The following is a 13,599-nucleotide window of genomic DNA, read 5'->3' as shown; positions in this document are numbered from 1 at the left end:
CCTTTCGTTGCGGCGGGGCGGTTCGATCGAGCCGCTGGCCGACATCCTTGACGCCGGGCGCGTGTAATTATCCGCCGGTTCGATTACGCTACCGGGGCTCGATGAGTAGCGGCGTGCGCCGCTTTGCCAACCTGCTCTGAACCGTAACCACCACGATGATCGCCCGAAGCGAACCGGAAACGATACGCTTGCCTCGTTCGAGGCTCTTTCGCATTTCTCTCTTTGTCCTGCTCGGCGCGTGCCTGCTGCTCGCCGCCGCGGCCGTTTGCGCCATTCTCCTCGTGCGTGGAAGCTTGCCGCAGCTCGACGGCACGCGCACAGTGCCATCGCTCGGCGCATCGGTCGGCATCGAGCGCGACGCGCAGGGAGTCGCGACGCTTTCGGGAACGTCGCGCGAGGATCTTGCCTACGCGACGGGCTTCGTGCATGCGCAGGACCGCTTTTTCCAGATGGACCTGTTGCGGCGCTCGGCGGCCGGCGAACTGGCGGGATTGATCGGGCCGGCTGCCGTAAGTCTCGACGAGAGCCATCGCATTCACCGCTTCCGCGCCCGCGCACACGACGCCGTGGCCGCATTGCCGGCGGATGAGCGGCGCCTGCTCGAGCGCTATGTGGCAGGGGTCAACGACGGGCTCGATGCGTTGACGGTGCGCCCGTTCGAATACATGTTGCTTGGCGAGCGCCCTAAGCCATGGTCGAGCGAAGACAGCTTGCTGGCCGTCTATGCCATGTACTTCGATCTGCAGTACGGCGAACTCAGGCGCATCCTCGCGAGAGAGGCGCTGCGCGAGCGCGTGTCGCCCGATCTGCTAGCGTTTCTTTTGCCGACCTCGAGCCATTGGGACGCGCTGCTCGATGTGGCATCGATACCGGCCGTGGCCGCGCCGCCTTCGCCCGCGGCGCCCGATTGGCTTGACGGGGCGCATGCGCGCACGCCGCAGACGATGGTATCCGACTGGCAGGCGTGGGGGGCCGCGAACGCGATGACGGGCAGCAACGCGTGGGCTGTCGATGGCGCGCATGCGCACGCGCAGCGGGCGATGGTGGCCAACGACATGCACCTGTCGCTGCGGCTGCCGAACGTCTGGTATCGCTTGTCGCTGGTGCAGCGAAGCAAGGCGGGCGTCGAGCGGCGTTTCACGGGCGTCACGCTTCCTGGCGCGCCGACGATCGTGGCGGGCAGCAACGGGCGCGTTGCCTGGGGCTTCACCAACAGCTACGGGCATTACATGGATCTCGTCGAGCTCGAGCGCGACAGCCGCGATGCGAACCGCTACCGCGTGCCGGGCGGCGCCTGGGAGCGCGCGCGCATCACGCATGAACGTATCGATGTGCGCGGTGAAAAGGCGGTCACCCTCGAGGTGGCCGAAACGCGGTGGGGGCCGGTCACGAACGCCGGGACGAAAGCGTACGCGATTCGCTGGACGGCGCACGACGCCAATGCGGTCAACCTGCGTTTGCGGCAGATGGAGGATGTCCGCACGGTTCGCGAGGCGCTCGCCGTGGCGCAAACGATGGGCATCCCCACACAGAACATGCTCGTGGCCGATGCGGACGGGCACATCGGGTGGACGCTGGCCGGACCGCTGCCGCGACATGAACCGATGCCGTTTGCCGGCCAGACGCCCCCGCTGCCCGACCTGCCTTGGCGCTCGAGTACCTACGCGGGCTGGCGCGGCTACCTGGCGCCGCCCGATTATCCGGCGCTCGTCGATCCGCCGTCGGGGCGCCTCTGGAATGCGAACAATCGGCAATTGGCCGGCGCCGACCAGGCGAAGATCGGCGATGGCGGCGCAGACGTCGGCGCGCGCGCCACGCAGATCCGCGACGACCTCCTCGCGCGCCAAAGTGCCGTGCCGCATGATTTGCTCGCCGTTCAGACCGATGACCGCGCGCTCTGGGTCGAGCCCTGGCGGCAACTCGCGCAAACCGCGCTGGACGGCGCGGCGCTCGACGGACATCCCGATCGCGCGCGGTTCAAGCAGATCCTCAGCGCCTGGAATGGCAGAGCGGACGCCGATGCAGCCGGTTATGCGCTTGCCCGCGCGTTCTTCGATTCGATGTACTCGGCCTGGTTCGCCCCGCTCGACGCGGCGCTCGGCCAGACCCAGGCCGGCCTCACCTATGCGGTTGCCAACTCGCGCCGGCTCGCCGTCATGGAATCGCTGGCCCGCTACGAGGCGTGGGTTCCGCCCGGCTATGCCGACTGGCATGCGTTCGTGCTCGCCCGCATCGACGATGCGATCGAGCAGGCAAAGGCCATTGACGGTGCGAGCGGCTCGCTGGACCATGCCGTATGGGGCGAACGCAACCGTGCTGCGATCGCGCATCCGTTCGAACGCCTGATTCCGCCGGCGCTCGCGTCGCTGCGCACGCTGCTCGCGGCCCCTGCGGATCCGCTCTCCGGCGATTTCAACATGCCGCGCGTGCAGGGAGCGTCGTTTGGCGCGTCTGAAAGGATGGTGGTGTCGCCCGGGCATGAAGACGAGGGCATCTTTCATATGCCGGGTGGGCAGTCGGGTAATCCCGCCTCGCCGTATTTTCTGGCCGGACACGAGGCATGGGTGCGAGGCGAATCGGCCCCGTTTCTGCCGGGCCCGGCGCGGCACAAACTGACGCTGCGGCCGTGAATTTGCTCCTGAATTTGCTCCGGAATGGGAGCGGCCAGGATTGCCGCGCGAGTTGCGGCGATTCGCTCCTTCCACCGGCGGCTGAGCGCCGAGCCCGCCGGCTGACCACACGATGAGGACCACCATGAACGACGTGGCATCGACAATTGCGGGGTTCAATGCCGGGCGCGACGGCGAGCGGCTGCGAATGAAATACGCGCTCATGCGTGAGTCCGTGCTCAGTTTCTATCGCGGCACCTGTCACCTTTTTTATCAGCGGCTCGCGCACGAGCACGTGCTGCAAGCGGGGCCGCGCGTATGGGTGTCGGGCGACCTGCACTTGCAGAACTTCGGCACCTACAAGGCTGACAATGGGCTCGTCTACTTCGACATCAACGATTTCGACGAAGCTTGCCTCGCGCCCAATCTGTTCGAGATCGTACGGCTCGTTACGGGTGTGCTTGTCGCGGCTGACGAAATCGAATTGAGCCGCGCCGAAGCACTCGCGCTCTGCCACATGGCGGTCGCGGCCTATCGCGAAGCGCTGCGCGCCGGCAAGGCGCGATGGATCGAAGCCGAGCTGGCCGAAGGCATGGTGAGCGAGCTTTTCGACGGACTCGGCAAGCGTTCCCGGATCGATCACCTCGACCGCCGGACGACGATGGACGGCAAGAAGCGCGTGCTGCGCGCGGACGGCAAGCGCGCGCTGCCGGTGGACAAGGGCACGCGCGAGCAAGTGCTCGGCTTCATGACCGCGTTCGCCGAGCAACAGGAAAACCGCGAGTTCTACCGCCCGCTCGACGTCGCGCGGCGCATTGCCGGCACAGGCAGCCTGGGTGTCGACCGATACGTGATTCTGGTGGAGGGGAAAGGTTCGCCAGACGGCAATTATCTGATCGATCTGAAGGAGGCGCTGCCTTCATCGTTGGCGGTGCATATCAGCACCCCTCAGCCTGGATGGCGCAGTGACGCCGAACGCGTAGTTTCGGTGCAGCAGCGCATGCAAGCCGTTTCGCAGGCCTTTTTGCACGCCGTCGATTTCAACGGACGCTCGTATGTGTTGCGCAGCCTTCAGCCTTCGGAGGATCGGGTCGATCTCGGCAAGTGGAACGGCAAGCTGCCCCGGCTCGAAACGGTCGTCAATACGATGGCGCAGCTGTGTGCATGGGCTCAGCTGCGCAGCGGAGGGCGGCAAGGTTCGGCCATCGCTGACGAACTGATCGCGTTCGGCGCTCGCGATGATTGGCCGGTGGGGCTCATCGATCTGGCGGTGAAGGCGGCCGGGCAGGTGGCCGACGATTGGCGTGCTTATTGCGCAAGCCATGACGCCGGCGCGTTCGACGTGCAGGCGGCGGGCCGGCGATAACGCACGGGCCCGCCGTTTCGACTGCTCCGAAGTGGTTTAAAAAGATTTGAAATCGATTCGGAATCGGGCGCTATTTTAATGTCGTCTTTTCCTCGCGGGACGGGTACGGGCCATGCGCACGAATAAAGTGAAACGGTCGAGTGGCATCGGGCATGCTCGTCGGACAAATGCCACGTGCTGCTTAACGTTTTCTTAAGGTTGGTCGCCTATGCTTCATGGCGCAGCTCCGACCGCTCGTTCGCCGTTAGGGTGCACGTACTTGGAGGATCCATCATGAAGACCGCATTCCGGGTTATTGCAATCTCTGCTGTGTTGTCGCTGCCGACTACACTATTCGCGCAACAATCCAACGAAGCGTTGACGCGCGATCAGGTCAAAGCCGATCTGCAGCAGCTTCAACAGGCAGGCTACCAGTCCGCCGCGTCGGCCGATGGTTCGAACTATCCCGACAACATCCAGGCCGCCGAGGCCCGCGTCGAGACGCAGACGGGAATCGGGGGCACCCAGGCCGGCACCTCGCAGTCCGGCCGCCAGATGCAAATGCAGCCGCAAATGCAGCCGCAAATGCAGCCGGGCCAGATGGAGCGTGGCACGCCTGCGTGGCAGCCTGAGGGTCAGTAACGTTCGTTGGTGACCTTGGCTGACGGCGCCACTCTCACGGGCGGCGTCGTCAGAGACCCATTCCCCTTTTTTCCCCAGTCATGTCTCCGCGCAATCTTGCCGGAGGGCGGTTGCGCGCGCGGTTTTCATCGCCGTGCACCAATACATTATCAATTCAATGAAATGACAATTTCCTTTCTGCGTATTGGCGACGTTAATTTCGCTGACAGGATAAATTTGTGGCCGGTTTCTGGTTGAGTATTGTTGATATTCGTGTCTCTTGACAAATATCCGGTGTAAATCTAATTTTCATTTTGGCGAATGAATTAATTCGCCCTCCTAAAAATGGTAGTGAATTATCGGAAGCCGCAATGGAATATCCCGGCGAAGGGAGGCGTTCGCGCGCTTTCGAGCGTTGAGAGGTTCGCACCCGATGCGGAATCGGGATTTCGCGCAATCGATCCACTTATCGAACAGGGGCAGAAATGAAACCGGACCGGAGTGTCGCCGGCAGCGACGGCCGTTATGGCCGATGCGTCTGGCTTGGGGCAGGCATCGTTGCGGCATTGATCCTGTCGGGATGCGGAGGAGGGGACGGCGGGTCGTCAGGGGCATCGAGCGTCGTGCGGCAGACGGCATCGGCCGATGCGAAGGCCGCACAGAGCAGCCCAACCGCCAATCAGCCCTATACCGACCCGATTGCCTACTCGCCCAAGGCGGACGACGGTCTCGATCCGTCGCAGGTGGCCGAGAAAGCGGCGGTCATGCATTACACGTGGACGTCGGGTTCGAAGACGATCGACTACACCACGACTACCGGCCATCTTACCGCTATCGATTCGAATGGCCGGCCCGAAGCCACCATGTCCTACGTTGCCTATACGGCACCGTCCACGAACGGCGCGCCGCGCCCCGTCACCTTTTTCTACAACGGTGGCCCCGGCTCGTCGTCGATCTGGTTGCGCCTCGGCTCGTTCGCGCCGACCCGCGTCGCCACGCCTGATCCGCTCCTCACGAATTGGCCCAATTACCCGCTCGTGCCGAACGCCGAAAGCCTCATCGATACGACGGATATGGTCTTCATCGACCCTCCCGGCACAGGGCTGTCCGAGGCCATCTTGCCGAATACGAACAAGACCTTCTGGGGCTGCGATCCCGACGTCGTCGTCATGCGCGATTTTATCGAGCGCTATCTGGCCGCGAACAAGCGCGGCGATTCGCCGATATACCTCTACGGCGAATCGTACGGCACGCCGCGCACGGATATGCTCGCGCTTTCGCTGGAGACGGCGGGCGTGCATTTGTCGGGTATCGTTCTTCAGTCGTCCATCCTCAATTATTTCGCCGACGCCATCGAGGCAGTAGCGATCACGAGTTCGACCGCCGGGCTCGCGCTCGACACCGATACCCTGAGCGGTTATCTGCCCGCTTACGCCGAAGTGGCTGCGTATTTCAATCAAGTTCAGCCGGCACCGATCGATGACGCAGCCTACGCGTGGCAGGTGGAGCAGTTCGTCAAGAACGAATATCGGCACTTCAAGAAGTACTCGCAAACGTGGGTGCTGAGCCAGCTCGGCATACCCGATGCGTTGGGCAAGCCCGTGTTGCCGAGCATGTCGACACTTGCTTCGTGGACCTGGGGATCGGGCATGACGATGCAGGCGCTCAACGGCTATTTCAATCGCGAGCCTTTCTCCACGACGCTCTTGCCGGGCACGACGATCGGCCGCTATGACGGACGTGTGTCGCTACCGAATTCGGACCCCCGGCTCCAGACGGATTCGGACCCCTCCGATATCCTCATCGCGCAACCCTTCGCAACCGCGCTGCAGACGCAGTTGCCGAACTATCTGGGCTACACCGCGCCGAACGCGACGTTCATGCCGCTCAACGAGGACATCATTCAGGTGTGGGACTTCTCGCATGCGGGGCAGCCGTTGCCCGACACCGTGCCCGATCTGCTGGCCGCGCTCACACTTGATCCACAGTTGAAAGTGCTGGCGGAGAACGGCTATCACGATCTCGCCACGCCGTTTTTCAGCACGGAGAAGGAGTTGGCGAGGCTGCAATCGGTGCCGGGGCTCAACCCGTATCTGGCCGTGAACTTCTTCGCCGGTGGACACATGACTTATCTCGACGATACCGCGCGGCCGCAAATGAAGTCGCAGCTCGCGCAGTTCTACGCGGGGCTGCCGATTCCCGGCTCGCTCGGCCTGCGGATGCTGCCGCCGCCGTGGCGCGACGAGGCGCCGGCCGACGAGCCGACGGGCCCGGCGGTGGCGACCCAGGCCGCCGCGCTGTGAACATGAGGACTGCTGCTATTTGGCACAACTAACGATCGCGAGCTCATCATGTCCCATATAGATATCGTGCGGCGCACCGCCGTCATGCTGGTGCTTGGCCTCGCTGCGGCGCAGGCGGGCGCGGCCGGCGTGCAGTCGGTCGCACCCGTGAAGCTGCCCAGCCGCGGCGCGGGCGTCGATGGCCCTTACTTCCCGCGCACGCGGGTGACCCCCGCCGCGCCGACCACCGGGGCAGCGCTGCAGCAACAGGCCCAGGAGCGGTTGGAGGCGAAGCTCGGCGCCAATACGGCGCTGAGCAATGGCGCCTCCATCACGAAGACGCAGGCGCAGGCGAACGGGCTCGGCTACATCGCCAAGCACTTCGACGAGATCGACCGCACGCATACCGGGCGTGTGTCGATGACCGACGTCAGGCAGTATCTGCAGCAAAAGCAGCGTCAATGACGCGGTAGGGGCGAAGGGCACGCTTCGCCCCGCTCCGACGTTCGAAGGGGCGATTCGCAGGCCGGGAATGCGCGCGAAGTGCGCGAAACGTGGGCGTGCCCGGGTCCGGGCTCAGGCGCTCGCGCCGCTCGCCCGGCTGCGCGCGATCGATTCGGCGAGCGGCATGTGCTGCCGGCCTTCGGCGTCGAAGTTCCCGGGCGCGAGCCAGTGCTCGAAACCCGCCCGCACCGCGGGCCACTCGTGATCGAGCAGCGAGAACCACGCCGTATCGCGCGAACGGCCTTTGTAGACGATGGCCTGCCGAAAAATACCCTCGTAAGCGAACCCGTAGCGCAACACGGCCGCGCGAGAGCGCGCATTGAGGCTGTCGCATTTCCACTCGAAGCGTCTATAGCCGAGTTCGTCGAAGACGCGGCGCATGAGCAGGTACATTGCCTCGGTGGCGACCGCGGAGCGCTGCAAGCGCGGCGAGTACGTGACGTGGCCGACTTCGACCACGCCGTTCGCGCAATCGACGCGCATGAGCGCAAAAGTGCCGGCCGGTTGGCCGCTTGCCAGATCGACGATGGCGAAATGAAGCGGATCCTCGCTCGCGGCCGCCCGTGTCAAATGCGCAGTGAGGGCGGCTTCGTCGGCAAACGGGCCGGCGTTCATATAGGTCCAATCGCGTGTGTCGGCGGCCGCGGCGTAGGCTGCGTAAAGCGCCGCGCCATGCCTGGCCGCATCGAGCGGCTCCAGCCTCACGCGATGCCCCGTCATTGCCGTGCGAGGTGGCCGCTCGCGCGCCTGCCAGCCCGGCACGGCCGGCCCGATGGGCTGGCCGAATTCGTTCGTGCGCGGCGCCGAATCGGTGTGATCGAGCGTCGACGTCATGCTTCGCTCCTCGATTCGGCAGATTCGGCAGCCGGGGCAGGTTCCATGCGCGGGGCCGGCACGGCAGTACCGTCGATGGCGTTCTGGCGCCAGCGCTCGACATACCCGGGTGTGCCGGCCGGAGCAGCGAGGGCGACCGGCGCGCGCGGCACGAGCGCCATCGGCAGCACGCCGGCCCACACTGGCAGCGAGAGATCGCCGTCGTCGTCATTCGGGCCACCCGTGCGGATCTTGCACGCCGCTTCGTCGAGCGCGATGCGCAGAACCGTCGTGGCCGCGAGTTCGCGCGCGTTGCCCGGGCGCGCCTCGTGCGAGCGTCCCGGTGCGAGCGCTTCCATGAAAGCATCGAGCGCTGCCGCCTTGCGTTCGTTCGGGACGACCTCGAACGCGCCATATATCGTGGCGCTGCGGTAATTCATCGAATGGTTGAACGCCGAGCGCGCGAGCACGAGCCCATCGAGATGAGTCACCGTTACGCACACCTGCGCGCCGGTGGCCGCGAGTTTGAGCATGCGGCTGCCGTTGGACCCATGAATGTAAAGATGCTGGCCTTCGCGCCAGCACGCGGTGGGAATGCAATGCGTGCCGCTTTCGTCCGAAAATGCGACATGACAGACGTAGGCGGCATCGAGAATCGCGTACAGCGTGGCGCGGCTGTAATCGGCGCGTTGCGCTTCGCGCTTGATGCGCGTGCGTGCCGTGGGCGAGGGCAGGCCGGCTTCGCGGTCGGTAGCGGTGGTCATGGCTTCGGCGTTATCGATATATTGAAAACGTCAGCTTAAGAAAAACGTGGCACCATCGCTAGATCCACGACATCGATAAATTTTAGGACCACGGTCGGAGCCACGATGGATTATGGGCTGCTGCTCACGAAGTTCTCGCGCCGCTCGGCGAGCGACGGCGACATTCGCATGTCCGGCCAGCGGCGGCTATATGCGTGCCTGCGCGCGGCCATTCTCGACGGAACGATCGCGCGCGGCACGCGCCTTGCCGCCTCGCGCGTATTGGCCGACGAACTCGGCATCGCGCGCAATTCGGTGCTCTATGCCTATGAGCGGCTCGCGGAAGAAGGCCTCGTCGTCGGCACGCGGCAAGGCACGGTGGTGGCGGACATCGGCTCGGCGCCGCAGGATCCGCCTGCGGCCGAAGTGGGTGCGAACCTTTCGCACCGCGTTTCCGGTATCGGCCGGCCCGAAAGCGAATCGTTCGCCGCCCGCCCCGAGCCGTTCGCATTCGCGCCCGGTGTGCCCGCGCTGGACGAGTTTCCGTTGACTGCGTGGCGTCGCTGCCTCGAGCGCGCGTGGCGTGGGATCGAGACGACGCAGCTCGGCTACGTGCCACGAGAGGGCAACGAGGCATTGCGCCGGACCATCGCGGAGTATCTGCGCATGTCGCGCGGCGTACGGTGCGACGCGTCGCAGGTCGTCGTCACCGACGGCACGCAAAGCAGCCTCGATCTTTGCGCGCGGCTGCTGGCCGATGCAGGCGACACCGCCTGGATCGAAAACCCCGGATATGCGGGCGCACAGGCCGCGTTTCGGGCGGCCGATCTGCGGCTCGTGCCCGTGCCCGTCGATGCAGACGGCCTGGCTCCCACGGCGCAACTGTGGCGGGACCGGCCACCGCGTATCGTCTATATCACGCCGTCGCATCAATATCCACTCGGGGCCGTGATGAACCTCGAGCGGCGGCTTGCGTTGCTGCGCGGCGCAAGCGAGTGCGGTGCCTGGATCGTCGAAGACGACTACGACAGCGAGTTTCGTCACCAGGGCACGCCGCTGCCGGCGCTGCAGGGGCTCGTACCGGCCGCACCCGTCGTCTATCTGGGCACGTTCAGCAAGGTCATGTTTCCAGGGCTGCGCATCGCTTTCATGGTCGTGCCGCCCGCGTTGTCGGGCGCGGTGGCCTCCGCGCTCGGGCGCTTGATGCCCATGGGACGCGTGGCCGAGCAGCTCGCGCTGGCGGAGTTCATCGAAGCGGGGCATTTCGCGCGTCATTTGCGGCGCATGCGCAAGCTCTACATGCAAAGACGCGATGCGTTGCTCGATGCACTGTATAGCCACATGAACGGCGTGCTGACCGTCTCGTCGGGCGCGGGCGGCATGCATCTGTCGGCGCGGCTCGACCTGCCGCTCGACGATACGGCGGTGAGCAGCCTTGCCTGCTCACACAATCTGACGTTGCGCCCGCTTTCGCCGTTTTGTCTGCCCGGCACGGACAGCTCGGCGTACAACGGTTTCGTGCTCGGCTATGGAGCCGTGGCGGCCGGGCAGATGGATGCGCTCGTACGGCGCATGCGTGCGGTCGTGGAAACGCTCAGCGCCCGTTCGCCACGGTAGCGCCGATCGCTCGCCGCACTTTGCCGACCTGAGAAGCCGTGACGGCCGGTGCGCGATTGCCCCAGCTGCTGCGTACGAACGTAAGCAGTGTCGCCACCTGGTCGTCGTCGAGGCGCTCGGCAAATCCGGGCATCGCAAAGCGCGTCGGCGCGAGCTGCGTTCCTGGCATCTGCGCGCCCTCGAGCACGAGACGGATCAGCGAAGTCGGATCCGTCGTATTGACGGCCGTACTCAGCGCGAGCGGCGGAAACGTCTCGCTGTAGCCCTTGCCCGACGTGCGATGGCAGGCGGCGCAATTGTCGATGAAGAGTTGCGCCCCCGCATGCGTTGCCGTGCCCGTTCGCATGCTCTGCGCCGCCGTATCGTCGTAGACGAGCGGTTTCGCCGCGGCGTCCATGGGTTTCAGCGTCTTCAGAAAGCGCGCGATCGCGATGAGGTCCCCGTCGTCCAGGTACTGCGTGCTGTGCTCCACCACGTCGGCCATGCCGCCGAATGCCGCCGCATGCGCGGTGCGCCCCGTCTTGAGGAACGTCACGATGTCCTGCTGGCTCCAGGTGCCGAGGCCCTCGACCGGGTCGGTGCGCAGGCTCTTCGCGAAGAAGTGGTCCACGAGTCCGCCCGAGAGGAACGCGGTGCGGCTATCGTCGAGCGCTGTTTCCTGCAGGCCGATGCCGCGCATCGTATGGCATGCGCCGCAATGAGCCAATCCCTGCACGAGGTAGCGGCCGCGCGCGACGGCATCTCCATCGGCGCCCGCTGCATCCGCCGCGACGGCTGGCGCGAACGCCTTGCGCCACAGCGCGAGCGGCCAGCGCATCGACAGCGGCCATGGAATGTCGGGCGCCCGGTTCGCCTGCTGCACGGGCTCCACCCCCTGCATGAAGTAGGCGTAGAGCGCCTTGACGTCCGCAGGCTTTACGCTCGCGTAGGACGGGTAGGGCATGGCCGGGTAGAGCGAGTTGCCCGACTTCGCAATGCCGTGCCGCAGCGCGCGGTCGAAATCGTCGAAGCTGTAGCCGCCGATGCCCGTGCGCTTGTCGGGTGTGATGTTCGACGAGTAGACCTTGCCGAGCGGCGTGTCGATCGGCAGCCCGCCCGCGAACGGCTTGCCGCCCTTGGCGGTATGACAGGCAACGCAGTCCCCGGCACGAGCCAGGTACGCGCCCTGACGCACGAGTTGAGCATCGTTCGCGGGCATGGCGGCGGCGAGGCCGGATGCGCAATAGAGCGCGAGCCCCGCTGCGCACGAGGCGAGTGTCCTTGCAGATCGGATCATCGTGAATCCTCCTTACGCTTGCACGAGCGGGCCGGCTTGCTTCAGGTACTGCTCGCGAATCGCTTTCGCCGACCAGTACGCGAGCGCCGCAACGAGGCCCGTCGGGTTGTAACCCATGTTTTGCGGGAATGCCGAAGCGCCCATGACGAATACGTTGGGCACGTCCCAACTCTGCAGGTAGCGGTTGACGACGCTCGTGGCCGGCGACGTGCCCATGATGGCGCCACCCGTCGTGTGCGTGCTCTGGTAGAGCCGCGTGTCGTAATGCGAGCCTTTCTTGCGCGTGGAGACCCAGTATTTCTCGGGGTTCATCGCCTTGGCGACGTCGCCCATGCGGTTGCCGATATAGCCGAGCATGTCGAACTCGTTGTCGTGCCAATCGAACGTCATGCGCAGCAGCGGCAGGCCGAATGCATCCTTGTAAGTGGGATCGAGGTCGAGATAGGCGTCGCGATAGGCCATGACCGAACCCGAGATTCCGATCGTCATGTAGCGCTGGTAGGCGTCCTGGACGCCGGCTTTCCAGGCCGAGCCCCAAGCCGGTGTGCCCGGCGGCGTCGCTGCCTGCTTGATCGGGCGGCCGCCCGCGCGCACGTGGCGGATGCTTGCGCCGCCGATGAAGCCGAGCGGGCCGTGATCGAACTGATCTCCGTTGAGATCGTCCATGCCGATGCCGCCGGCACCCGTGCCGATGAACGGATTCAATTGCGTGCCCTTCGGGAGCAGCACGTTGACGCCGCCATTCATCTGGTACGCGTAGTTCTTGCCCACGACGCCTTCACCCGTCTTGGGGTCATAGGGCTTGCCGATGCCCGAGAGCAGCAGCAGGCGCACGTTGTGCATCTGGAACGCGGCGACGATGACGATATCGGCCGGCTGTTCCATCTCCCGCCCTTGCGCGTCGATGTACATCACGCCGGTGGCATGCTTGCCGCTCGCGTCGAGGTTGATCTTCGTGACATGCGAATGCGGCCGCAGTTCGAAGTTCGGTTTCTTCAGCAAGACAGGAAGGATCGTCGTTTGCGGCGAGGCCTTCGAGTACATGTAGCAGCCGAAGTCTTCGCAGTATCCGCAGAAATTGCAGGGCCCGAGGCGCACGCCATACGGATTCGTATAGGGCTCGGACGCGTTCGCCGCCGGCGTGGGGTACGGATGAAAGCCGGCTTCGCGCGCGGCCTTTTCGAAGAGCTGAGGGCCGTAGGCGGTCTTGAGCGGCGCGGTCGGAAATTCGCTGCTGCGGCGCGCCTCGAGCGGGTTGCCGCCCGCGACGAGGTTGCCGCCGAGATTGCCGGCCTTCCCCGCCGTGCCGAACACTTTCTCGGCGAAGTCGTAGTGCGGCTCGAGATCGTCGTACGTCACGCCGAAATCCTGCAGCAGCATGTTCTCGGGAATGAACTTCTTCCCATAGCGCGCCTCGTAGTGGCTGCGCATCTGCAGCTCTTCCGGCAGGTTGCGGTAATGCATGCCGTTCCAGTGGAAGCCTGCACCGCCCACGCCGTCGCCGAGCAGAAACGAGCCGTGCTGCCGGTAGGGAACGGCGATGTCGTCCACGGTATGCCGGATCGTGACCGTCTCGCGCGAGAGATCCTGGAACAGTGCGCCGCGCACGGCATATTTCAATTCGTCGGCCACTTTCGGATATTGCGCATCGGTGGGCGTGTCGCGCATCGGGCCGCGCTCGAGCGCCACGACGTTCAAGCCCGCGTCGGTCAGTTCCTGGCCGAGAATCGCCCCGGTCCATCCAAGACCGATGATGACGGCATCGACTTTGTTCTTCTTCGTCGCCATG

At 65.1% G+C, this 13,599-nt stretch carries 10 protein-coding genes; 6 read left to right on the top strand and 4 right to left on the bottom strand.

Features of this window, described 5'->3' with window-relative positions; all coding sequences use genetic code 11:
* Positions 1-188: 188 nt before the first annotated feature.
* From U0034_RS21770 to U0034_RS21750, 5 genes are all read left to right on the top strand, one after another.
* Positions 189-2,630: a penicillin acylase family protein gene (locus tag U0034_RS21770; protein WP_233211845.1), complete on the top strand. Its 2,442-nt coding sequence runs from the start codon at positions 189-191 to the stop codon at positions 2,628-2,630.
* A 124-nt stretch (positions 2,631-2,754) separates the two neighbouring features.
* A complete protein-coding gene (locus tag U0034_RS21765; protein ID WP_085224867.1) occupies positions 2,755-3,975 on the top strand; it encodes a DUF2252 domain-containing protein in 1,221 nt (406 codons plus the stop codon).
* A gap of 273 nt (positions 3,976-4,248) precedes the next feature.
* A complete protein-coding gene (locus U0034_RS21760) occupies positions 4,249-4,596 on the top strand; it encodes a DUF4148 domain-containing protein (protein WP_085224870.1) in 348 nt (115 codons plus the stop codon).
* 464 nt (positions 4,597-5,060) lie between these two features.
* On the top strand, positions 5,061-6,878 hold the full coding sequence (locus tag U0034_RS21755) for a S10 family serine carboxypeptidase-like protein (protein WP_085224872.1): 1,818 nt from the start codon (positions 5,061-5,063) through the stop codon (positions 6,876-6,878).
* Between the two features lie 48 nt (positions 6,879-6,926).
* Positions 6,927-7,322 carry a 2-oxoglutarate dehydrogenase gene (locus tag U0034_RS21750; RefSeq protein ID WP_085224874.1) on the top strand — a complete coding sequence of 132 codons (396 nt, stop codon included), beginning with the start codon at positions 6,927-6,929 and terminating at the stop codon, positions 7,320-7,322.
* Between the two features lie 111 nt (positions 7,323-7,433).
* Here the strand turns inward: U0034_RS21750 and U0034_RS21745 are convergent, their stop codons facing one another.
* Both U0034_RS21745 and U0034_RS21740 read right to left on the bottom strand, forming a co-directional pair.
* Positions 7,434-8,195, bottom strand: coding sequence for a GNAT family N-acetyltransferase (locus U0034_RS21745; RefSeq protein WP_085224876.1), 762 nt, complete (start codon positions 8,193-8,195; stop codon positions 7,434-7,436).
* Positions 8,192-8,938 carry a pyridoxamine 5'-phosphate oxidase family protein gene (locus tag U0034_RS21740; protein WP_085224878.1) on the bottom strand — a complete coding sequence of 249 codons (747 nt, stop codon included), beginning with the start codon at positions 8,936-8,938 and terminating at the stop codon, positions 8,192-8,194. Before U0034_RS21740 ends, U0034_RS21745 begins: the two co-directional genes overlap by 4 nt.
* Before the next feature lie 105 nt (positions 8,939-9,043).
* Here U0034_RS21740 and pdxR point away from each other — a divergent pair, with 105 nt between their 5' ends.
* The gene (pdxR, locus tag U0034_RS21735) at positions 9,044-10,534 is read left to right on the top strand and encodes a MocR-like pyridoxine biosynthesis transcription factor PdxR (protein ID WP_085224880.1); all 1,491 of its coding nucleotides are present in this window, start codon (positions 9,044-9,046) and stop codon (positions 10,532-10,534) included.
* Here the strand turns inward: pdxR and U0034_RS21730 are convergent.
* Together U0034_RS21730 and U0034_RS21725 are read right to left on the bottom strand one after the other, a co-directional pair.
* Entirely contained in the window at positions 10,512-11,810 is a 1,299-nt protein-coding gene (locus U0034_RS21730; protein WP_085224882.1) for a cytochrome c, read from the bottom strand. The genes pdxR and U0034_RS21730 overlap by 23 nt on opposite strands.
* Before the next feature lie 12 nt (positions 11,811-11,822).
* Entirely contained in the window at positions 11,823-13,598 is a 1,776-nt protein-coding gene (locus U0034_RS21725) for a GMC family oxidoreductase (protein ID WP_085224884.1), read from the bottom strand.
* Between the last annotated feature and the right edge of the window lies 1 nt (position 13,599).

The organism is Trinickia caryophylli (assembly GCF_034424545.1).
GTDB classification, from domain to species: Bacteria; Pseudomonadota; Gammaproteobacteria; order Burkholderiales; family Burkholderiaceae; genus Trinickia; species Trinickia caryophylli.
The sequence above is the reverse complement of the archived record's forward strand: the minus strand, read 5'-3'. Positions and strand labels throughout refer to the sequence as shown.